The 22,930-nt window shown below is 36.3% G+C and carries 21 protein-coding genes; 14 read left to right on the forward strand and 7 right to left on the reverse strand.

Going from position 1 to position 22,930, the window contains the following annotated elements; all coding sequences use genetic code 11:
- Nucleotides 1–14: 14 nt before the first annotated feature.
- On the reverse strand, nucleotides 15–842 hold the full coding sequence (locus tag CPHY_RS07520) for a peptidoglycan-binding protein (RefSeq protein ID WP_012199469.1): 828 nt from the start codon (nucleotides 840–842) through the stop codon (nucleotides 15–17).
- A gap of 375 nt (nucleotides 843–1,217) precedes the next feature.
- On the opposite strand from CPHY_RS07520, the gene CPHY_RS07525 reads away from it, so the two are divergent.
- The 5 genes from CPHY_RS07525 to CPHY_RS07540 all read left to right on the forward strand — a co-directional run bounded on the left by CPHY_RS07525 (nucleotide 1,218) and on the right by CPHY_RS07540 (nucleotide 6,513).
- Nucleotides 1,218–1,733 (forward strand): DUF1349 domain-containing protein, encoded by a 516-nt coding sequence (locus CPHY_RS07525; RefSeq protein WP_049762318.1) that lies wholly within the window; start codon nucleotides 1,218–1,220, stop codon nucleotides 1,731–1,733.
- A 209-nt stretch (nucleotides 1,734–1,942) separates the two neighbouring features.
- Complete coding sequence (locus CPHY_RS20715) at nucleotides 1,943–2,668, forward strand: TetR/AcrR family transcriptional regulator (protein WP_242657974.1); 726 nt, start codon at nucleotides 1,943–1,945, stop codon at nucleotides 2,666–2,668.
- On the forward strand, nucleotides 2,571–3,398 hold the full coding sequence (locus CPHY_RS07530; RefSeq protein WP_242657991.1) for an MFS transporter: 828 nt from the start codon (nucleotides 2,571–2,573) through the stop codon (nucleotides 3,396–3,398). Before CPHY_RS20715 ends, CPHY_RS07530 begins: the two co-directional genes overlap by 98 nt.
- Entirely contained in the window at nucleotides 3,398–5,734 is a 2,337-nt protein-coding gene (locus CPHY_RS07535; RefSeq protein WP_012199472.1) for an ABC transporter permease, read from the forward strand. The genes CPHY_RS07530 and CPHY_RS07535 overlap by 1 nt, the downstream gene beginning before the upstream one ends.
- Before the next feature lie 11 nt (nucleotides 5,735–5,745).
- Nucleotides 5,746–6,513: an ABC transporter ATP-binding protein gene (locus CPHY_RS07540; protein WP_012199473.1), complete on the forward strand. Its 768-nt coding sequence runs from the start codon at nucleotides 5,746–5,748 to the stop codon at nucleotides 6,511–6,513.
- Between the two features lie 121 nt (nucleotides 6,514–6,634).
- Here CPHY_RS07540 and CPHY_RS07545 read toward each other — a convergent pair whose 3' ends face one another.
- The gene (locus CPHY_RS07545; protein ID WP_012199474.1) at nucleotides 6,635–7,984 is read right to left on the reverse strand and encodes an aminotransferase-like domain-containing protein; all 1,350 of its coding nucleotides are present in this window, start codon (nucleotides 7,982–7,984) and stop codon (nucleotides 6,635–6,637) included.
- A 111-nt stretch (nucleotides 7,985–8,095) separates the two neighbouring features.
- Between CPHY_RS07545 and CPHY_RS07550 the strand changes: the two genes are divergently transcribed.
- The 9 genes from CPHY_RS07550 to CPHY_RS07590 all read left to right on the forward strand — a co-directional run bounded on the left by CPHY_RS07550 (nucleotide 8,096) and on the right by CPHY_RS07590 (nucleotide 18,302).
- Complete coding sequence (locus CPHY_RS07550) at nucleotides 8,096–9,010, forward strand: DMT family transporter (RefSeq protein WP_012199475.1); 915 nt, start codon at nucleotides 8,096–8,098, stop codon at nucleotides 9,008–9,010.
- Between the two features lie 320 nt (nucleotides 9,011–9,330).
- Nucleotides 9,331–10,380, forward strand: coding sequence for a phosphate/phosphite/phosphonate ABC transporter substrate-binding protein (locus CPHY_RS07555; RefSeq protein ID WP_012199476.1), 1,050 nt, complete (start codon nucleotides 9,331–9,333; stop codon nucleotides 10,378–10,380).
- A gap of 138 nt (nucleotides 10,381–10,518) precedes the next feature.
- Nucleotides 10,519–11,283, forward strand: coding sequence for a phosphonate ABC transporter ATP-binding protein (phnC, locus tag CPHY_RS07560; protein WP_012199477.1), 765 nt, complete (start codon nucleotides 10,519–10,521; stop codon nucleotides 11,281–11,283).
- Complete coding sequence (gene phnE / locus CPHY_RS07565; RefSeq protein ID WP_012199478.1) at nucleotides 11,280–12,101, forward strand: phosphonate ABC transporter, permease protein PhnE; 822 nt, start codon at nucleotides 11,280–11,282, stop codon at nucleotides 12,099–12,101. Before phnC ends, phnE (CPHY_RS07565) begins: the two co-directional genes overlap by 4 nt.
- Nucleotides 12,102–12,115: 14 nt before the next feature.
- Nucleotides 12,116–12,925, forward strand: coding sequence for a phosphonate ABC transporter, permease protein PhnE (phnE, locus tag CPHY_RS07570; protein ID WP_012199479.1), 810 nt, complete (start codon nucleotides 12,116–12,118; stop codon nucleotides 12,923–12,925).
- 183 nt (nucleotides 12,926–13,108) lie between these two features.
- Nucleotides 13,109–14,632 carry a bifunctional metallophosphatase/5'-nucleotidase gene (locus CPHY_RS07575; protein ID WP_041704148.1) on the forward strand — a complete coding sequence of 508 codons (1,524 nt, stop codon included), beginning with the start codon at nucleotides 13,109–13,111 and terminating at the stop codon, nucleotides 14,630–14,632.
- 36 nt (nucleotides 14,633–14,668) lie between these two features.
- Nucleotides 14,669–15,418, forward strand: coding sequence for a glycerophosphodiester phosphodiesterase (locus CPHY_RS07580; RefSeq protein ID WP_041703351.1), 750 nt, complete (start codon nucleotides 14,669–14,671; stop codon nucleotides 15,416–15,418).
- On the forward strand, nucleotides 15,419–16,423 hold the full coding sequence (locus tag CPHY_RS07585) for a LacI family DNA-binding transcriptional regulator (RefSeq protein WP_012199482.1): 1,005 nt from the start codon (nucleotides 15,419–15,421) through the stop codon (nucleotides 16,421–16,423). It abuts the gene before it with no gap.
- A gap of 250 nt (nucleotides 16,424–16,673) precedes the next feature.
- On the forward strand, nucleotides 16,674–18,302 hold the full coding sequence (locus CPHY_RS07590) for a DUF2207 domain-containing protein (protein WP_012199483.1): 1,629 nt from the start codon (nucleotides 16,674–16,676) through the stop codon (nucleotides 18,300–18,302).
- A gap of 212 nt (nucleotides 18,303–18,514) precedes the next feature.
- Here the strand turns inward: CPHY_RS07590 and CPHY_RS07595 are convergent, their stop codons facing one another.
- From CPHY_RS07595 to sdaAB, 5 genes are all read right to left on the reverse strand, one after another.
- Nucleotides 18,515–19,135 (reverse strand): hemerythrin domain-containing protein, encoded by a 621-nt coding sequence (locus CPHY_RS07595; RefSeq protein ID WP_012199484.1) that lies wholly within the window; start codon nucleotides 19,133–19,135, stop codon nucleotides 18,515–18,517.
- 88 nt (nucleotides 19,136–19,223) lie between these two features.
- Nucleotides 19,224–20,201 (reverse strand): serine hydrolase domain-containing protein, encoded by a 978-nt coding sequence (locus tag CPHY_RS07600; RefSeq protein WP_012199485.1) that lies wholly within the window; start codon nucleotides 20,199–20,201, stop codon nucleotides 19,224–19,226.
- A gap of 126 nt (nucleotides 20,202–20,327) precedes the next feature.
- A complete protein-coding gene (locus CPHY_RS20720) occupies nucleotides 20,328–20,813 on the reverse strand; it encodes a MerR family transcriptional regulator (RefSeq protein ID WP_012199486.1) in 486 nt (161 codons plus the stop codon).
- Nucleotides 20,814–21,354: 541 nt separating this feature from the next.
- Nucleotides 21,355–22,233, reverse strand: a complete 879-nt coding sequence (sdaAA, locus tag CPHY_RS07610; protein ID WP_012199487.1) for an L-serine ammonia-lyase, iron-sulfur-dependent, subunit alpha — start codon at nucleotides 22,231–22,233, stop codon at nucleotides 21,355–21,357.
- Between the two features lie 9 nt (nucleotides 22,234–22,242).
- Nucleotides 22,243–22,911 (reverse strand): L-serine ammonia-lyase, iron-sulfur-dependent subunit beta, encoded by a 669-nt coding sequence (gene sdaAB / locus CPHY_RS07615; RefSeq protein WP_012199488.1) that lies wholly within the window; start codon nucleotides 22,909–22,911, stop codon nucleotides 22,243–22,245.
- Nucleotides 22,912–22,930: the final 19 nt, after the last annotated feature.

The raw sequence follows: 22,930 nt of genomic DNA on the forward strand, positions 1-22,930 counted from the left end.
CCTTGTTATATAAATTAGCATAGAAACTTAGGTATTCCATAATGGGTAAAGCGTGAAGAGAGATTTTCTTCTACTACACCAATAGAAGATCCTGAAGAATGAATAACTTTTCCATTTCCAATGCACACTCCAACATGAACTTTACTACCGGCTTTATCTTCAAATACTAAACAACCTTTTGGTAATGTTGCATAATCTGCACTTGTTAAAACAGCCTTTGTTGAACACTCACTTGTATAAAATTTGTCTGCATTATAATTTCCAACAGGGGACTCAAGTGAGATTTTTTTATCTGTGAGATATGCTCTTAGTAAACCACTACAATCTACAACCCTATGATTTTTCCAAAGATTAATTTGTGTTACTGTATAGTAAGTATAATCGTAAAGGGTTGTATTATGTACAGTATATAACTGTTTAGCAACATCATCTGTATAAACCTCACCACTTCCTCCCCATACATATCCCCATCTTTTTGCTATAGTTCCATCGGCAGTTGCATCTTTACAATAATTAATTAAATTATCTACTTTAGTTGCATTCATAGATGTTGGAGGTGTTGTACCAGATGTAATTGCATCAAGTTTCGTAAGTGTGTTTTTACCGGCACAGCCATCTACAGTAAGGCTATTCGCTGTTTGAAAGCTTCTTACTTTACTATCAGTGGTAGAACCAAATTTTCCATCAGCTGTTCCGCAATTATATCCCGCTTTATTAAGTTTCTCTTGCATAGTTTTTACACCATCAGCATAGCGAAGTTTATCATCCATTTGATAATATACTCCGGTACCACCTTGTAAAACCTGTGCATAAGTAAATCTAGAATTATCCCAATCTGCCATAAAAAATACTCCTTTTTTATAATTTGTAAGCTTACACTGTATAAAGACAAAGGAATCATTTATTTGTAAACTATCATTTCATTTTTTAAATATATCACATACTTTTAATCAGATAGTGAGGAGCTCTTATTTAGTTTGCTTAAGGTTTTTAAGTATACTCATAAGTTCATCAATAACTAAAGAGATTATAGTAAACCAACCAAGAAGATTATAGTAAACCAACCAAGAAGATAGGTAATACTAAGATCTATTTCTATTATCTTTTTACCTACAACATCAAAAATAAATGAAAATCAAAATGAGGTACATATTCAACTTAACATCCGATTTCTTAAATTTCGTTAATTCCAATGTCAGAAGTAATTTGAAGATGGAATACATATTTATGCACCTGCTAAAACTGATTATTTTGTAAATCCAGCTGATGGAAAAGTTGTGACGGATGCGCCATTTTTCTATAAGGAAGTTGAAGGAGATTTTATTCTGAGAGCAAAGGTAAGCCATGATTTCGTTTCAACTTATGACGCATGCGTATTACTTGCGTTAGAAAACGAAAAGCTTTGGGCGAAGGCTTGCTTTGAGTATACAGACTTAGGTACTCATTCTGTTGTTACCGTTATGACAAATGAGAGATCGGACGATGCCAATGGTGTCGATGTGGATGGAGATGAAGTCTGGCTTCAGTTAAGCCGTAAGGATAATCTCTTTGCGATTCATTATTCGCTGGATGGAAAAGAATTTAAGATGGCTAGACTTTGTCATCTTCCAATGCAGAAAAAAATTAAAGTAGGGTTAGAAGCACAATCACCAACCGGAGATGGTGGATCAAGAAGATTTTCTAATGTTTCCCTAGAATTAAGGAGCCTTGAAGATATCCGCAATGGAAATTAGTAAATTTTTAAATCGTAAGTCAAAAACTAATTTAGATTTTTAATAGTTATTTATGGGCAAGACCATCTTAAGTGGTTCTTGCCCATTTTTGGACCATCCAGTATGGGCGAAAACATCAAAAAATTAGCAATTGCCTCCTTGACATTGACGGCACTTCGTGTTGCTGTTGTTTAAAACTGACCGTCGGTCTAAAAGAGGGGGATTAGTATATGCGTCGCATAAAAGAGCCGGAAGTAAGAAAAAGTGAGATATTGGACGCAGCACAAAAGTTGTTCGCTGAAAAAGGATATTCTAAGACGACCGTTACCGATATATTGAATGTGCATGGCTTATCCAAAGGTGTGTTTTATTACTATTTCAAATCCAAAGAAGAAGTCATGGACGCTATTATTCAGCGAATCGTTGATGCCGAGGTCGAGGGTGCAAAAAGAATTGTGTCGAGCCCAGATTTGACACCACCGCAAAAGCTGTGCGCAATTTTATTGGGCCAAGGTCAGACCGAGGAGAATGTAAAAAGCAAGGAAGATATGATTGATCAATTCCATATGGCAGAAAATGCTGAAATGCATCAAAAAAGTATGGTACAGTCCGTGAAGCAACTTGTGCCTGTTATTGCCGAAATCATTTCTCAGGATAAAAAAATCTTTAAGACCGATTATCCTCAGGAAACAGTAGCGTTTTTTTTAGCAGCGGGGCAATTCATATTTGATCAGGGATTATTTCAATGGAATGAAGAAGAACTTTCTAAACTTGTTATGGCTTTTGTTGAATTGATTGAAAAGACATTGGGCGTTTCCTTTACTTGTGGAGGAAAAAAAGCTAGAGGGTGCAAACGGTATTGTTCAAGCTGTTCAAGCATTATCTGCCGTGGCAGCTCCGATTTTAGGCGGCATCCTCTATGGGATTATGGGTGTGCAAACTGTTATCGTATTTAGCTGTTGTTCCTTTTTCATATCAGCCGTCATGGAGATTTTTATTAAAATACCGTTTATAAAAAGAGAACAGACGGAACATATTATACCGACCATTGCAAAGGATATGAAAGAGGGTTTTGCATACGTCATTAAACAGAAATTCATACTGAAGGTCGGCGTTATCGCCGTCTTGCTGAATCTAATTTTGTCTCCTTATTTCCTTGTGGGAGCCCCGATTATTCTCCGGGTTACTATGCAAAGCAGCGATACCTTATATGGTGTCGGCATGGGGCTCATTAACTTTGCCACGATATTAGGTGCGTTATCCATTGGGTATTTTGCGAAAAAAATGAGACTGAAAAAGCTGTACTACTGGATTCTTGCCGCCGCTTTGATGATGATACCTATGGTGTTATCCTTAATGCCGTTTATGCAAGGTCTTGGGTACTACCCGGCATTCATCGTATTTATGTTGGGTGCGATCCCAATAGCGGCAAGTATGACGATTATTTCAATCTATATCATTACAAAGGTTCAAAAGGTGACGCCAAATGAACTCCTTGGAAAAGTTATGGCAATTATGATGTCGGTTGCTCAATGTGTCGCACCACTGGGACAGATACTGTATGGCATGATCTTTGAGATATGGAGCGCGCAAGTATTCATTCCCACATTCGTTGTCAGCGCGCTGACACTTCTTCTAACTGTACTGACGAAGCGATTATTGAAAAATGAGGAGGAGCCGGCGTAATGATAGGAAGAATGCTTAAAAAAGATTTATTAAGAAAGCGAGTAATCACCGTAACCTTATTTGTGTTTATCATGTTGGCAGCTCTGCTGGTTGCAGGAGCTGCTGGAATCATAACGGAGTTGTTCGGCTCTATGGACAGCTTGTTTGAGAAATCAAGCGTTCCTCATTTCATGCAAATGCACGCCGGAGAAATCGACCAACCGGCCATAGACAGTTTTGTCGAGGAAAGAGTAGATATAGTAAAAAACCAACAAACGGTTGAACTTCTCAACATAAACGGTGCGAATATCATATTGGGAAACAATGAAAACTCCGAAGCTGACAGCGTGATGGAAAACGCTTTTGTGAAACAAAATGTAACCTTTGACTTCTTACAGGATACAGACAATCAGATTTTACAGATGCAGGATGGGGAAATTGTCGTACCACTGTATCATAAACAACAGTATAATTTACATATTGGTGATACAGTCAGGGTCACAAGCGGCAGTTTCAGCATGAAATTTACCATTGCAGCCTTTGTTCGTGACGCACAGATGAATCCGTCTATTATTACCTCCAAACGCTTCTTAGTCAGTGATAATGACTGGAATTCTTTAGAGGAAGCTCTTGGGGAAATCAAATATCTTATTGAGTTTCAGCTATACGACATAAACCGCGTTGGTGAGCTTGAAAGCCTATATCAGTCTTCTGGCCTGCCGCAGAAAGGCACGGTTGTCACTTATTCTCTGTACAGGCTGATGAACAGCCTTGCGGACGGTATAGTCGCGGCGGTCATCATTCTCGTCGGTATTCTACTGGTCGCGATTGCTGCTCTATGTCTGCGTTTTACCATGTTAACAGCTATTGAGGAAGATTACCGGGAAATTGGAGTAATGAAAGCAATCGGTTTGAACCACAAATACATCCGAAAGCTGTACCTGACAAAGTATGTTGCAATGGCGGCAACAGCTGGCATTTGCGGTTATGTATTATCCCGCTTAATCAGCTATGTATTTACTGCCAATATTACGCTGTATATGGGAAGTGCCGAAAAAAACATCTGGAGTGTTATGTTCCCCGTTGCTGGCGCAGGGCTTGTTATCATAGCGGTCGCGGCCTTTTGCCGGTTAGTGCTGCGAAGATTTAAGCACATATCCGCAGTGGAAGCCATACGGACGGGAAGCTCGAGGGGAGGTGGCAGAATGCGGTGGGGCTTTAAACTCCACGAAAGTAAATTACCGAATGTAAATGTGTTCCTTGGCGTAAAAGAAGTTTTAGGGCACTTCCAGTCATACGGACTATTATGCTTTGTATTCGTTATCTGCTCCTTTCTGATGATTGTTCCTTTAAACGCATTAAACACCATTGAATCGCCGAAATTTATCACATATATGGGCGCGGGTCAATGTGACATTCGGATAGATTTACAGCAGGCTGGGGATATGGAACGGCGATATAACGATATGATGGGCTATATACAAAATGATAATGATATAGAAAAGTATTCCGCTCTTATCACCAGTACATTTCAGGCGCTAAGCAGGGAGGGATTATATGAAAATATAAAGGTGGAGATCGGGGATTTTACCAAGTTCCCGTTGGAGTATTCCAGTGGATCCGCGCCGAGGCTAGAAAATGATATTGCCCTTTCTGTTATGAATGCCAGTGAATTTCAAAAAAGCGTTGGGGATACGTTGACGGTATTGGTAAACGGCGAGAAACGGAATTTAACTGTCTGCGGTATTTATCAGGATGTGACCAATGGCGGCAAGACAGCCAAAGCCATCCTGCCTTATGACCCCGACAATATACTTTGGTATATCGCAAACCTGGACGTTAAGGATGGTACGGACGTTCCTGCAAAGATAAAAGAATACGCCGCAGCCTTTTATCCAGCTAAAGTTACTGATATGAACGATTATATGTCTCAAACATTGCGCGGTATTGTAAGCCAACTGGAACTGGTGGTGAGGTTCTCGCTAGGGCTATCCATAGGAATAGCCGTACTTATAACTGCTATGTTTATCAAAATGCTGACGGCAAAGGACTCTGCGCCAATATCCATCATGCGTGGGCTTGGCTTCTCTCTTAGACATATCAGGACGCAATACATTACTCGTGTACTGTTCGTCCTTTTTATAGGAATCTTAATTGGAACTTTGGCGGCGGGGACGCTTGGGCAGAGAATCGTAAGCGTGATTATTCCGGGGGTAACGAGCCTTAAGTTTGTAATCAATCCTCTTGTCGCTTACATTCTATGTCCCCTGTTGTTGGCGGCAGCGGTAACGGCTACCATATGGATCAGCGGTATTTCAATGAAAAAAATGAGCGACTTAAGGATAGTCGCAGAATAAGGAGATGCACAATGCAAAATATACTAGAAGCTAAAAAACTGAATAAAATCTATACAATAGACAGCGATAATATCCAACATATTCTAAAGGATGTAGATTTGGAAATACGGCAGGGCGAGTTTATATCAGTCATGGGGCCATCCGGTTCCGGCAAGTCAACGCTTCTTTATAATCTCAGCGGTATGGACAAAATGACCTCCGGTAGCGTTAAATTCTGCGGTAATGAGATTTCCACAATGACGGAGGAAGAACTATCAAAGTTGCGTCTTACTAAGATGGGTTTTATCTTTCAGCAGAGTAGTTTATTGAAGAACCTGTGTATTCTTGACAACATCATCCTGTCAGCTTATTTGGCTAAAGATGAGAGTCTGCAAAAAATAAATACACGAGCCTTACAGCTTATGGAACGGACAGGGATCAAGGAACTGGCTGGTAATGACATAACACAGGCGTCTGGTGGACAGCTTCAGCGAGCGGCGATTTGCCGCTCACTAATCAACAATCCACAAATCGTCTTTGGCGACGAACCGACGGGTGCCTTAAACTCAAAGGCTACAGGAGAGGTCATGGATATTCTAGCGGATATCAATAACGAAGGTACAACCATTCTGCTGGTGACGCATGACGCAAAGGTGGCAGCAAAAACCGAACGAGTGCTGTTTATGATAGATGGAAAGATTGTTAGTAAAAAGATTATTGGCAAATATCAGAAAGAAAAAGGTAACATAAAAGAACGTGAAAACCAACTTTCCTCATGGCTCTTACAGTTGGGATTTTAACTATAAAAAGTCATTGTATTTTTAATGGAATAAGAAAATGGTAGAAATAATAAATAACTCACATCTGATATGATATAGATAAATCAGATGGGAGTTATTGTTATTAATTTTTCTAATTTCACTAATAAATTTCCTTAACAATCTGTGAAACACCCTCTTCAATATGCTCCTCATCTACATTTGAGACGTTAATCTTTATTATGGAATCATTTATGGGGAAGGACTTTAAATAATTATTATTTACACCATCTACTAGTATTGACTTTCTTCTTAAACGGTTAATAACTTTTTCGCACGATATCCGCTTATCCAATTCAACATAGGTATGCACACATATATTTTTTACAGGAGTATATTTAAATAAATTCTGATTGGATTGGTTCAAATTATTTTTCAACGCAGTAGTTAAACATTTGGATCTTAAATAGTATGCTGCGTTCATTTTTTCTTTGTGTTTTTCAAACATACCGCTATTAATATAGATTTCCAATGCAGCTTGGGAAAGCATTGAGCTGTCTACATCAAGTATTCTTTTATAACTGCTGAATACGTTGATCAGACTATCAGGGATTACGGCAATACCAATCCTCAAACCTGGGAATATTATCTTTGAATAGCTCTTTAAATAGATTACATTTTTTGAATTATCATAGGAATATATAGGATCGGCTTTTGAGTTCTGCTCAAAATCAACCAGATAATCATCTTCTACAATAAATACATCGTATTTTTGCGCCAGTTTTAAGATTTCATATTTCTCTTTTTGTGAATAGGAAGTGCCCAAAGGATTGTGATATCTTGGCATGGTATAGAAAAATTTTATGTTTTCCTCTTGAAATAATCTTTCTAATTCTGTAAAGTTAATTCCCTCACTGGTTCGTCTTATGCCTATGACCGGTATCTGCATTGTTTGCAATGCTTCAATGAATAAATGGTACCCTGGTTGCTCAAGCAATATAGTTTGCTTATTATTCGGAAAAGGAAGTGCGGCTAAGATGGACAATGCCTGCTGAACACCTGAGGTTATAAAGATATTTTCCTTACTAGTAAACACTTGGTAATTTGCCAGCTGCTTTTGTATTACATCGACTAAGGAAGGCAATCCTTTTGGTGTTCCATAGATAAAAAGGTCATTTTTATAAATATCAATTGCTTGATTAATACAATGCTGAAAATCTAGATATGGAAATACAGCAGGATCAGGGGCAGAAGATGAAAAATTGAATTTTGGCACCTTCCCATGGTCGGAGACATTCTTTGTAGTCACAACATAATATCCGCTTTTGGGTAGGGAATAAATTACATGTTTTCTTTCTAATTCGTTTAGTGCACTAATCACAGTACTTTTATTGCAATTGTAGATCTCGGATAAACTACGTATCGAAGGAATTTTTTCACCCTGCTTATAAATACCGCTTTTTATCTTAGTTTCAATTTCATTTAATAAAGTTAAATACTTATACATAGACATATCCCCTCCATTTCTGTACCGGTACACATTGATTTAATTTCCATAGTAACATAACCTAAATTATATTAAAATAGAAATGTGAAACAAAGATATTAGATAGGAGATTAACATATGAAAAATAATAATACGAAAGCATATTTTGCGGCTATATTAAACGCCTTGATTATAGGATTATCCTTTCTCTTTACAAAGTTAGCATTAAATGTGACTAACCCGCTGAATATTCTGGCACATAGGTTTACGGTGTCATTTATTGCTGCCTCTGTACCGGTTTTACTTGGATGGATTAAGCTGAATATCAGCAGAAAGGACATACTTTCTATTTTACCTCTCGCATTATTTTACCCTGCGCTCTTTTTTTCATTTCAAGCTTTTGGGCTAGTTTATATATCTTCCTCTGAGGCCGGTATTATTCAAGCTATAGTACCTGTCTTTACCATGATTCTAGCAACTATTTTTCTAGGAGAAAACATTAACTTATTACAAAAGATTTCTCTGATGTTGTCAGTTGGAGGAGTAATCTATATATTTCTAATGAAGGGTATAAACTTAGGATCTGCAAGTTTTGCAGGAATTGTACTGATTGTATTATCCGCATTTTCTTCCGCCTGCTATAATGTGATGGCAAGGAAAAAAACAAAAAAATACAAGCCAGCGGATTTAAGCTATATTATGATTGTGATTGGATTTTTAAGTTTTAACACAATATCCGTTGCGGATAACATGATTAGGGGAACCTTAGCTGATTATTTTGTACCTTTAACAAAGCCTATATTTTTAATTTCAATTTTATATTTGGGTATATTATCATCATTGATAACATCTTTGTTAGCAAATTATTCATTATCAAAAATGGATGCAACTAAGATGAGCGTATTTGCTAATTTATCTACATTAATTACCATGATTGCAGGAGTCATCTTTTTGCATGAGGAATTAAAAAGCTATCATGCTATCGGGGCAATTATGATTATTATAGGAATCATCGGTACGAACTTCTTAGGTAGTAAGAAATACAAATATTGAGGTAAAATAATAACAATTTATATAGTAGACAGGAACATTTGCTGGGGCAAGTCCATTTATAATGGTACTTGCCCATTCTTGTAGCTAATTTTAACAAACATTTTGCAAATCAATTCAAACAAAAGTTTAGTAAACATTATTTTATTAAAATCTATGTAAAATTTAAAAAACTGATAATAAAAGTAAAAAACAAAACAAAAATTCACATAGGAAGAAAATATTACATATATTTTACTTAAAAAACACTTGAAAATTTACTAAATTAATATATTATAAATAGTGTATAGATTATACGGTAAATCATTAGGAGGATAATGTTTATGAGAAAGAAGATCATGAGTTCTTTACTGGCTCTAACAATGGTAGCAACACTATTTACAGGTTGCGGCGCAAAAAAGGATGGGGGAAGTGCAAATGAATCTGGTAATAAGAACATTGATAAATTAAGTGTTTACTTTGTTCCTTCAAGAGAGCCAGCAGAAATTGTTACAGCTACAGAACCATTAAAAGAGATGTTAAAGACTGAACTTGCGAAAGAAGGTTATGACATTGCTGACGTAGATATTACCGTTGGTACAAGTTATGAAGCAGTTGGTGAAGCATTATCTGCAGGTACAGCTGATATTGGATTAATTCCAGGTGGAACCTATGTATTATATGATGATGGTGCTGAAGTTTTATTAACAGCAACTCGTGATGGTTTAAATAAAGATTTTGATAACGCGAAAGATTGGAACGATGGAAAAGCTACAGAAGCATCTACAAATCAAGCAGTATCTTACCGTGCATTAATGATCGCTGGCCCTTCTGAAAAAGGACAAGCATTAGCCGCAAAAGTAAATGCAGGTGAAGAGTTAACTTGGGAAGATTTAGATGCAGTAAATTGGAGTGTAATGTCCTCCTCTTCACCAGCTGGATATATCTATCCTTCTTTATGGTTACAAGATAAGTACGGTAAGGGAATCACTGATTTATCTCATGCAGTTCAATCAGATTCTTATGGTAGTGCAATGGCTCGTTTAGCAGCTGGACAAGTGGATGTCTTATTAACCTATGCAGATGCAAGACGTGACTATGCAGAAAAATGGAGTAGTGAATATAACCGTGCTGCTTCTATTTGGGAAGAAACAAATGTAATTGGCGTTACAGCACCAATCTTCAATGATACAGTATCTGTTAGCAAGAATTCCGCTAAAATGGATGATGCATTTAAGAAAGCTATTCAAAATGCCTTCATTAACATTGGTAACACAGAAGAAGGTAAAAAAGTAATTGCTATTTACAGTCATATGGGTTATCAACCAGCAAAAGATTCTGATTATGATAATGAACGTGCTGCACAAAAGTTAATTCAAGAATTAAATCAGTAATCTGCCTATAATAGATTACTATAGAAACGATAACTTAGAAGAAATCAGGGATGAGAGTGTACTACCTTATCCCTGAATTTATGTGGAGTTATGGGTAATTACGAAGATAAGTAATAACCCCTCATTTTGGAGGTATTTATGATAGAATTTAGACATGTAAATAAGGTTTATCCCAATGGAGTACGAGGGTTAGATGATGTGTCACTTAAAATAGAACAAGGTGAGTTTGTAGCGATTATTGGATTATCAGGAGCAGGAAAATCTACGCTAATCCGTTCTATTAATCGTATGCATGAAATTTCATCTGGAGATTTACTTGTTAATGGTGTAGAGGTTAAAACCTTAAAAGGAAAGAGCTTGCGTAAATTTAGAAGAGGCATTGGAATGATATTTCAATCCTTTAACTTAGTAACGAGAACTACAGTTATAAAAAATGTTTTAACAGCAAATGTTCCTGACATGTCTTTTATTAGAGTTCTGTTTGGTTTATTTACAAAGCAGCAAAAAGTAGAAGCGTTAGAAGCACTAGATAAGGTAGGAATTCTTGGAAAGGCATATAACAGAGTAGATCAGTTATCGGGTGGACAGCAACAGCGTGTTGCTTTAGCACGTACGTTAGCTCAGAATCCTGAAATTATATTAGCGGATGAGCCGGTAGCAGCGCTAGATCCTGTGACAGCAAGACAGGTAATGAGTGATTTTAAAAAGATTAATGAGGATATGAATATATCTGTTTTAATCAATATTCACCATGTTGAACTTGCACTTGAGTATGCAACCAGGGTAATAGGAATTCGTTCCGGTAAAATCGTATACGATGGTCCAGCATCTTTAGTAAACCAGGAGGTACTTACCGCAATCTATGGAAATGAACTTCCAATTGATGTGGAGGAAACTGCATGAAACTATATGATAAGATCCTAAAACCAAAGGAAATGACCATAGCTAACGGTAAAAAAGTATTAGAATACCGCAGCAGAACGCCACTTATCCTAATTCTTATCCTCATTGCTACTGCAATTTCTGTTAAGATTACAGGTTTTGATTTGTCTGTTCTTATGAAGCGAGGAAATGAGTTTTTTGTCATTCTTAGTAAGATGTTTCCGCCTAAGACTTCCTATATGCCAAGTGTGTGGAAGCCACTATTTGATACGATTAAAATGTCATTATTAGGTTCTGTCATTGGAGCTGTACTTGCGATACCATTTGCAATTATTGCCTCAAGCAACATAGTTAAGAACCGTTTCATTTTATGGGTGGTACGTTTATTTCTAAGTATTGTACGTACGGTACCTACTTTAGTATCTGCGTTAATAGCAACTTATATTTTTGGACTTGGAACCTTCGCAGGTATGATAGCGATTGCAATCTTTACGTTTGCATACATTGGAAAACAATTATTTGAACAAATTGAGACAGTAGATATGGGCGCTTATGAGGCTATGGAAGCTATGGGTGCAAATAAATTATCTGCATTTACTACTGCAATTGTTCCACAAGTACTTCCGGCTTATTTATCGACTAGTTTATTCTGCTTTGAAGGAAATGTCCGTTATGCAGCGATTCTAGGTTATGTTGGTGCGGGTGGACTTGGACTTATCTTAAATGAGAAAATTGGCTGGAGACAATATGATAATGTAGGTATGATATTAGTTATGCTGTTTGTTACCGTTATTATTATTGAAGTAATTAGCCATTATTTACGTAAGAAACTGACGTAAGGAGGAAACAGTAAATGAATGATGCAGTTCGAAGACAGATGGAAAAAGAACCAAAAAAGTGGATTTATAAGGTTATGGTTGCACTCATTGTAGTAGCTTTACTTGTTTGGTCAGGGACTACGGTTAAATTAGATAGTATGCAAGGAAGCGGATTTGCGATAGCAAAGAATATTATTTCAGGTATTTTTCATCCTGATTTAGACCTTCTACTTAACTTTACAAAAACAGGTGTTGCTTATCTTTTATTAGAAACCATGTGTATTGCATTTCTTGGTACCATTGTAGGTGCAATTATAGCAATACCACTAGCGTTTATATCAGCTACCAATATTATGCCAAAATGGATTACCTTGATAGGTCGCTTCATTATCATAGCGATTCGTACTATTCCGACTTTTGTTTATGCGTTAATGTTTATTCGTGTAACAGGTGGTGGACCTTTTACCGGTTTGCTTACAATGTCGCTATGTTCAGTAGGTATGGTCTCTAAAATGTACATTGAGGCAATCGAAGATTTGGATACTCGCATCTTAGAATCTTTAGATGCAAGTGGTTGTAATACTTTCCAAAAAATACGCTATGGTATTTTGCCACAATTATTCTCCGATTTTATATCCACAATTATATATCGTTTTGATATGAATCTTCGTGATGCTACCGTATTAGGTTTAGTTGGTGCAGGTGGTATCGGTGCTCCGTTAATGTTCGCTATGAGTTCTTATCGTTGGAATGAAGTTGGTGCGATTTTAACTGGACTTATTGTTTTGATTCTTATTGTAGAATTCATCTCTACGAAGATTCGTGTTAAATTAGCAAGAGGATAAGGGGTTAACATCCCAACTATTTGAGGAATCTAAAATAAAATTCAGAAGGAATTTATTTTAGGTTCTTCTTTTCAATAAAGGGAGTGTGAAAAATCAAGATTTTTCACACACGAATTTGTGCTGTCTCCCAAATTCGCGGGATTGCGACAGAATTGAGGTTTTATGAAAGGAATGTGGTTTAGAATGGAAAGTAACAGAAGTTTAAAGATTTATTTTACCTCGGATATACATGGTTATATATTTCCTACCACCTATGACACAAAAGAGCAAAAGGAAATGGGGCTCTTAAATTGTATTAATAATTTTAAAAAAGATGAAAACACATTAATTATAGATGGAGGGGATTCTTTACAAGGCTCCCCTCTAGCGTACTATTGTCAGAAAAACGAGCCTACTACCTATCCGATGGCGGATGTAATGAATGCAGCAGGATATGACTTTATTACACTCGGAAATCATGATTTTAACTATGGGTATGAATATCTGAATGGATATTTAAAGAAGTTAGATGCAGTTTGTTTAAGTGAGAATGTAAAAGATGAATTAGGAGAATTACCGATTACAACATCTTTCATTAAAGTAATGGGAAATGGTCTTAAGGTTGGATTAGTCGGTATTGTTACAGATTATGTGAACTTGTGGGAACGTCCTGAGAATTTAAAACACATAAAAGTTACAGATCCGTTTCCAAAGATTAGGCAAGCTTATGAAAAGATGAAAAGTGAAGCGGATATTTGTATCTGTATCTATCACGGAGGCTTTGAGGAGGATTTAGAAACTGGGAAAAAACTCTCAAAAACCACCGAAAATATCGGGAATCGTATTTGCCGTGAACTGAAATTTGATTTACTTTTAACAGGGCACCAGCATATGCCATTAAAAGGACAATGGTTAAATGACACTTATATTGCGCAACCTCCTGCGAATGCTTTAAAATATATTGAGATTGAAGTGCAGGAAAGTAAAAATGGATTTGAAATAAGTTCAGATTTAAAAGAAGCCGGTGGAGTTTGTGATGAGGGTCTATATCAGAAACTATTACCGATAGAAGCGCGGGTACAAAAATGGTTAGATGGGCCGGTTGGATTCCTTCCACATCCTTTACTCCCTGATTTCCCACTTTCTATGGCTGTTCATGGAACACAAATAGCTGACTTTTTTAATCAGGTTCAACTAGAGAGTTCAGGGGCACAAATTTCCTGTACGAGCCTTGCAAATGAAGTTGCTGGTTTTAACCAGGAAGTAACCGTTCGAGATGTTATAGCCACTTATCGCTTCCCGAATATTTTAATCGTTCTTGAAGTAACTGGTGAAGTATTAAAACAAGCGCTTGAGAGAGTTGCTGAATATTTTGATATTGACTTAAAAGGGGATCTGTGTATCTCTGATTCATTTTTAAAACCCAAAGTAGAACATTATAATTATGACTTTTTTTCTGGAATCTGTTACAATATAGATGTTAAAAAACCAAAGGGCAATAGAGTAGAGTCCATCAATTATCAAGGAAAACGTATCGAAATGAATGATACTTTTACTTTATGTATGAATAATTACCGTGCAAGCGGTGCCGGTGGATATGAAATGTACCAAGGCGTTAAGGTTGTGAAAGAGATTCAGATCGAAATGCCAGAATTGATTCTACAATATTTTGAAAAACATCCTAAGGTCATCTTACAAAAAAACGGAGAATTCCATGTGAAATGGTAATTAGTAACTACTAATCAACTCCAGAAAGTGGTCTTTATGAAGCATTTACTAGAAAATTCTCATAGGATTTTAACTGGTGGTCATCGTGGGTGTACTTGTATGTATCAAGAAAATACCTTAAAAGCGATGAAAGAAGGGATAAAAAGGGGAGCAGATTATCTAGAAATTGATATTCTGTACACAAAAGATAATAAAATTGTTATTTATCATGATACTTGTTTCAAAGAGACGCTTCCATTGTGTGGGGCTGTAAAGGACTACACTTTAGAAGAGCTTAGAGAGCGCATAGATATCAATACATTGGAGGAGGTCTTAACTTGGGGACGAGAAAATAATGTATTTTTTGGCCTTGAGCTAAAAGAGATACCCGTAACGATGTATGAAAAAAGCAGACAAATGCTACCTTCCTTAATCTCCTGTATAAAAGAACATGATATGTTAGATCAAGTCTTTGTCTTTGGGGCGAACTATAAAGTATTAAAAGAGTTAAAAGTATTGGAAAAACAGATAACCATTGGAATTATAGTTCCTTTTGTACCATTAGATCCAGTTACAATGATGAAAGAGATGGATGCACTTATTTATTTATCCTACGTAAATAACTTAACACCTGAGATTGTAAATAATCTGAAACAGAATGGTTATTACATTGATGGTTCTACAGTGAAAACGAAGCAAACTATGGAACTTGCTATAAGTCTTGGAGTTGACATGGTAGAAGTAGATGATCCAGATCAATGGAAGGATGTTTTAGATAAAAAAGAGAATAGGAAAGTGGGTGTGTAGATGGCAACCTTATTAGATATTGCAAACCTGGCTGGGGTGTCAAAGTCTACCGTATCAAGGGCGTTACGAGAAGACCCAACACTTGATATTGGGGGAGAAACAAGGAAAAAGATATTTGAAATAGCAGAGAAGTTAGACTATAAGGTAAAAAAAGAAAAGTTACTGACAGAAAGGCCAGTGTTTGTAATTGTTCATAAAGACACCCACTTTATCAATCAGATAGATAACGCATATTATTTTTCTGCACGTACCGGTATTGAAGAAATCTGTTATCAGAAAAACATACAATTTTCTTTTATACCGATTGGATTTTTAGAATCATTTACAAAGCCTGTGGATGGCGCATTACTTTTAGGAAATTTTACAAAAAAGCAAGTTGATTTTATATGTGATCGGTTAAAAACAGATAATATTGTATGTTTGTCTAAAATGAATTACTATCCGGATAAGATAGACTGGATTACCTATAATATTAGTGATTGTGTTACCATGGCAATGAAGCATTTGTACGATTTGGGCCATAGAGAAGTTGCCTATTTTGGTGGATACGATGAAGAAGATACAACAGAATCCTATAGTAAGCTATACTATTTTAAAAAATTTATTAATGAGCATAGTGATGTTAAGTGCTTGGGAATTATGGAAGGAGAACATGGTTCAGAAAGTGGATTTCAGATGATGCAATCGTGGTTCGGGCAAGAGAAACCGATACCTCCTGCAATTTTTGTATCAAATGATCCAATTGCGATTGGAATTAGCCATGTTTTAAATGAACGAGGAATTACAATTCCTTCTACGACTTCAATGATTTCAATCAATGGAGACAGCCCGGGAAAGATTGCGTATCCGCCTCTTACAACCATTGATATTCACACATATGAAATGGGAAAAGAAGCAATAATAAGTTTAGAGGATCGATTGTTGTTTAAACGTAATTTTACTAAAAAAATAGAGGTACAGGCAACACTAATTTGCAGAAGTAGTGTAGCGGTGAAAATAAAATAAATATTTTTTAAAGATCAATAATTTTAACTTTGATTGTTTGTCCTTTGAAATCAATGATTTTGACTTTGGTTGTTTGTTCTTTAAAATCAATGATTTTGACTTTAGTTATTTGTCCTTGAGATCAATGGCTTTCGATTTTAGTTGTTTGCCTTTGATAAATTGAATGAATAATTCTCCTATCCTATTGGAATTGCATCATAATAGAGGTATACTTATAGAAACAATATTTTATTTCCTGAGGAGGATATGAATGAAAGCAAAGAAATATGGGATAATTTTCAGCCTTTTAGTCTTTATCATATTAAGTGTATATTCAGTAAAAGTACATGCTGCTGAAGATGCAATTCCCTCTATTCAAATCAAAGTTATTCTAAATAAAGATGGTTCTGCTATCATTACAGAAGTTTGGGAAGTGAAAGGGGTATCCAGTGGTACCGAATATTATAAAGCACTCAATAACATGGAGGGTAGGAAAGTACATTCCTTTTCGGTACGTGAATCCGGAAGACTTTATACCGCTTTGGATAAGTGGAATACAAAACTTTCAAGAGAAGAAAAAAAGGGTACTAGTGGTATTTTAAAAAAGTCAGATGGGTATGAGTTGTGCTGGGGAATTGGAGACTATGGTGATCATACTTATTCTTTGCAATATACGATAGATAACTTAGTACAAAATTATGGTGAATATGCAGGTTTTTATCATCAGTTTATTTCAAAACTTTCTAGTGCCCCAAAAGCCATAGCGATATCAATTCAAATGGAAGATGAGGCCTTTAATCAAGAGAATGCCCGTATTTGGAGGTATGGATTTGATGGGAAGGTAGCAATTCAAAGTAATGGAAGCCTAACAGTAATTTCAAATAAGGCATTAGCTGGTAAAGATTATGTCAATGTTCTATGTCGCTTTGATCAAAGACTCTTTCCAAACGCTGCTGTCGCTAAAATTTCTTTTGAGGAGCTACAAAACACTGCCAATGATAAGGATATAAATCCATTGATAGTGGTTTTGATTATTTTTGGGTTTATTGGTGGAGGTATTGGCTTAATCGGATTTTTTTATTCAAGATTTAAGCTTTCTGATAATACCGTAGTTCGGTTACCAAGCACTAAAAAAATAAATATCAATTACTCCATTCCTTTTGGTGGGAATATTCCTGCAATTTATGCTGCCCTTAAATTACTTCGACAAGGAATTTCCTATAATCAGCTTATGGGAGCCTATCTAATTCTTTGGCAAGAAGCGAATTACATTAGTATTGATAAACGAACAAAAAAATCTAAAATGGAAGAATCTATCCTATTTAAATCAGAACATATTTCAGCAACTACAATCGAGCTATTATTATTTGATTTATTAATGGAAGAAGTTGATCACGATAATATACTTTGGTCTTCTGATATTATTAAAAATGCAACTAACATTTCTCAAAAACTAAAACTATGGGAAAAAGAAGTTAATAACGAGGGCATAAAAGAATTAAGTCGGTTAGGTGTGGTAGAAGAGAATAAGGGTACAATACGATTTACTAGCCAAGGCTTTGATAAAACTATCATGATACTAGGCTTAAAAAAATATTTATCAGAATTAACTAATCAAAGTGAGGAAGTTAACAACGAATTGTGGGGAGACTATCTAGTAATTGCAGCGATGTTTAACATGGGTGAAAAAGTACTAAAAGCCTTTGAGAACATTGATAAGTCCTATTACAATGGCTTTGTAAATCATTATGGCTGTAACGCTTACAGTATGTTCTACTTTATGAGTATGACGAGCCACATCAGTAATAGTACTGTGATGAATGCGGGGGGTACAGGTGGTTCCACATTTTCCAGTGGTGGAGGTGGCTTCTCCGGCGGCGGAGGAGGCGGTAGTCGCTAACGTTATTCACAATTTGTTATACGCGTAATTTTTATAAGTCTGGACATTTTTATAAGTTTGAACATTTTAATAGCTTGAACATAAATATATAAAGCCGCAGTTAAAGTACTGCGGCTTTATATATTTTAATTGTTTTATGGAGAAGTCCATGTAAAAAATACTTGCTTATTTTTTAATATATATTACGTTCACTGACTTAGTAAAGAATTTCGCTACCTACATTTTAATGTAAACTGGTTTAAGTCATAGATAGCTAATGACTTTTCTATTTGAGTTACATGTTCAAGGACATTTTGAAAACCATTTTCACCAAATTTTTGTTCTTCAATATCTTCAAATTTCTCACCTAATGCACGGAAGGTATCTGGCGGTGTTAATTGATGAAAAGCTGGGAAAATTACCGTATCTTCACGAGCAGAATGAGGCTCATACATTTGTATAAATTCTGACATTAGTTGTAAAAGACGTTTCTGATATATTTTTATTCTTTTTAACTCAGATCCTAAAATAGTTAAAATTTCATCTGTTGCACACTTTGCTGCTTCATGCTGTGTTAAAAGTATTTGTATGAGTTGTTTGTATTTCTCATGTTGAGATAGTATCGGGAAAACATAATCTTGTTCTAATACTTGGTGATATTCAATTATAAATCGTTTTACAATAATGGTTGATTCACGGATACAAGAATAGATAGGTTCCGGAGTATAGATATCACTTACAGTCATTCGGTCAATAATGTCTTTATATATTAAAAGTATACGATGTAACAAACCATGTTCCCTCATTAAATCTTCAACTGGTGAGATCTGAACCTGCTGATTCGTTTTGTCCATTTTTTGCTCCAAAACATCACTCGCCTTTTTTGTGTATAAATTATAATATGTAAGTAGATGGATTTCGTGAAAGTAACGTAATATTCATTTATTCTAGAATCAGCTTTTCGAGCATACCGGAGTAATGGTTCATATTAGATTCCTTGCAACCATCAAAATTACATAAGAAAAGCACAAGTAAATTTCGGTCGCTTATTCGTACGATTTTTGTACTATAACCTGGAGCATCGCCGCCATGGCAAGCATAATTCCCGTTGATAAACCAACCCATAGCGTAACCAGATAATACTGGTCTAAATGACTCTTTTAAAAGCTCATTACATAATATTTTTTCTGTATATAAGGCCTCATCCCATTTGCATAGGTCAGCCGCAGTGGAATAAATTCCCCCAGCTCCTGCAAAAGAGGTAGTTATTGTTGTTAAGTTCTCTTCCCATTTAGAAATGCGAGGAGATTTATATCCTATGGCAAGATTTGTGTCTGTCGGGTTAACAGGAAGCATCGAGGTTCGTTTCATGTTAAGAGGTGTGAATATGTTTTGATTCATATAATCTACGAGGCTTTGACCTGATACTCTTTCAATTAATTTACCCAAGACTATGTAATTTGAATTGCAATATTCAAACCTTTTTTTAGGCGGCTGATAATCTGAAAGAGTTTTAATAAATTCATAGGAATCCTCACTGGTTGTAATAGCGGTCTCGTGCCATTCCGGTTTACACCAATATTCCGGCATTCCAGAAATCATGTTTAGCAGATCTCTTATTATTAAACCTTTACCATTTATAAAATCAGGTAAATACTTAATTGTGTTATCGTCAATAGATAATAAGCCTTTTTGTTCTAGTTGTAGTACACAGACAGCAGTGAATTGTTTTGTTATCGAACCAATATTGAAAATCGTATCTTCATTTGCATTCTTCTTTGAATTGAAATCGGAATATCCAAAACCTTGTTGAAATATAATTTTATTTCTGTCTTTAACTAGTATGTAACCATTGAAGTCTTGAAACAGTGGATTTTCATCATATAATTTGTTTATTTTATATGATAGCTCTTTGTTCATATTAAATCCTCCTTGCAAGTTTTTATTTTATTCTAAACCTTGCCCCAAGGATAAAGTCAATATATTTATTACAATTAATTTCCAAATAATTTACTTCAAATCAAAAAATAAGTTGTGGGTAATTCACTACAGCCATAAAATCTGTGTAAGAGATTCTTCTAGTTTTGCATTTTCCAAGCAGGTTACTCTAGATAAAAGAATAGCCCTTTCCTGTTCTGTAAGCTTGTCTTGAATTAGCGTTCCTTGTTTCAAGGAGGATATCATATCTTCAATTAGCTCCATATTATATTCTAAAGAATCTACCATACTTTGGAGTTGTGTATGCTTTTTACGAAATATAGTTGCTATTTCATTATTACTGATGTCCCCATTGACAAACAGGGATATTTCACTCAAGGAAAAGCCAACTCTTTTTAGATTTAAAATTACTTCCAGACGACTTATCTGATTCGGACTATAATATCGGTAACCGCTTTCACCATCAATACTGGAGGGCTTCAGCAAACCAATTCGGTCGTATATACGTAATGTTTTTGTTGATATATCGAACATAGCGGCTACTTCCCCAATTTTAAAGCTCATTTCTGTAAAATTAACTGATTTCATATCCATCTTAATACTCCTTATGAAAATGATAAATTTAATAAGCTAAGATGCTTTATTAATATATTGGTATTATTTATTTATACATGGCGTAACCTCATGAAAATAATTCCATTGCATATTAATAAGCCGTTTCTAAATAGTAATATATTAACTTCATGAGTTCGTTGTTTTAATGTGTATAATATTAATTTGCATTAATTATACCATACTTTACCAATATCAACAGTTAAACATAATTTTAAAGGTGTGGAGTAGAAGATTAAATATACAAAAGAGACTTTCGATATTTAGAATGCAATTTCAAGATAAATTCATAGTCGATGATTTATATTTAGGTTATTACCTATAGTTAATACTGGATATCGTATTTCAGGGATTTGTCTACAAAGATTATAAGTGGAATTTTATGATACCTGGAAATATGAATGCATCGCAAGATGATTATACTTTGCTAAACACATACGCTATAGAAAAATACAACATGGAAGCAGTAAACAAAAAGCGATACCGATTTTGAAGAATCGGTATCGCTTATCATAATAACTTTTTACTTTGATTTAAAAATCTCACAGGTCTTCCTGCATGCAGCGTCCGTAGCCGCGCAGCCACCAAGTGCAGTTTCTCTTAATTCAAATGGAATCGAACGCCCCACAGCCATCATGGTGTCCACCATCTGGTCAAATGGAATGAACTGTACTATTCCTGATAATGCCATTTCTGCACATACCAGTGCATTGGCAGCACCTATAACATTACGGTTCTGACAGGGATATTCCACCAGACCGGCTACCGGATCGCAGACAAGCCCTAAGAGATTTGATAATGCAACAGTAGCTGCATCCAAGCACTGCCGCGGTGTTCCGCCCATGATTTCTGCTGCCGCTGCCGCTGCCATTGCAGAAGCTGCACCGACTTCAGCCTGACAGCCAGCCTGTGCTCCAGCTACGGTAGCGTTCCTCATAATCAGATAACCAACCGCACTTGCCGTAAAAAGACCATCTATGATCTGATTGTCATCCAGGGAAAACTCTTCTTCTAGAGCAAGTAGAAGTCCAGGTAGCACCCCGGAGCTTCCTGCCGTAGGCGCCGCCACAATAAGTCCCATCGAAGCATTCACTTCTAAAACGGCTAGTGAATAGGTAATCGCCTTGGACAGCATGCTTCCGCAAATGGATTTTCCTGATCTCCTTCTGTCTCGTACCTTTGCAGATTCTCCCCCGATTAGTCCGCCAACGGAAATCACAGGTTCATCCAGTGGTTTGTGGCAGGCTTCTTTCATAATCCGGTAAGCTTCCTTCATACGGCCAATGGTCTCTTCTGGACTGGAACCGAACTCGCTGGCTTCACGTTCCCGCATCACATCTGAAATCCGATAGTGGTTTTCCTCACATAATTTCAGCAATTCATTTCCTGATATAAAATCCATAAAAGCCTCCTAAACCTGAATAAGCATAACATCTTCTACTTTTGGATGTTCCCTAAGCTTTTCCAATAATTCTCGTGGGATTTCCTCATCAGATTCCACCACAGAGTAAGCAGTAGCACCTTTCCGTTCCCGGAACAAACGCATGAAAGCGATATTTACATTGCGCTCACTTAAACTGGTAGCGATATATGCCACCATTCCGGGATAGTCATGGTGCCGTATAACCAATGTGGAATATTCTCCGGTAAAGTCTACATCAATGCCGTTGATTCTGACAATTTTAATTTTACCGCCACCCAATGAGACGCCTCGGACCGACATGGTTTCAGCCTTTTCTCCAGATATATGAATATCTACTGTGTTTGGATGCACTTCTGTTTCTTTTTCATCCGCACGGAAGGTATACTTCAGTCCACATTCATCCGCTAGCTGGAAGGAATTCTTAATTCTCAGATCATAAGTCTCAAATCCCATGATTCCAGCAAGAAGCGCACGGTCAGTTCCATGGCCTTTGTAGGTCTTTGCAAAAGAACCATACAAAACAAACTCAACTTTGCTGATCGGCCCATTGAACATTTTTTTAACTAGAAGAGCAATCGCCACAGCACCCGCGGTATGTGAGCTGGATGGCCCTACCATATTGGGGCCGATTACATCAAAAATACTGATAGACGGCATAAACAGTAGTCCCCCTTTC

It is taken from the genome of Lachnoclostridium phytofermentans ISDg, assembly GCF_000018685.1.
GTDB classification, from domain to species: domain Bacteria; phylum Bacillota; class Clostridia; order Lachnospirales; family Lachnospiraceae; genus Lachnoclostridium; species Lachnoclostridium phytofermentans.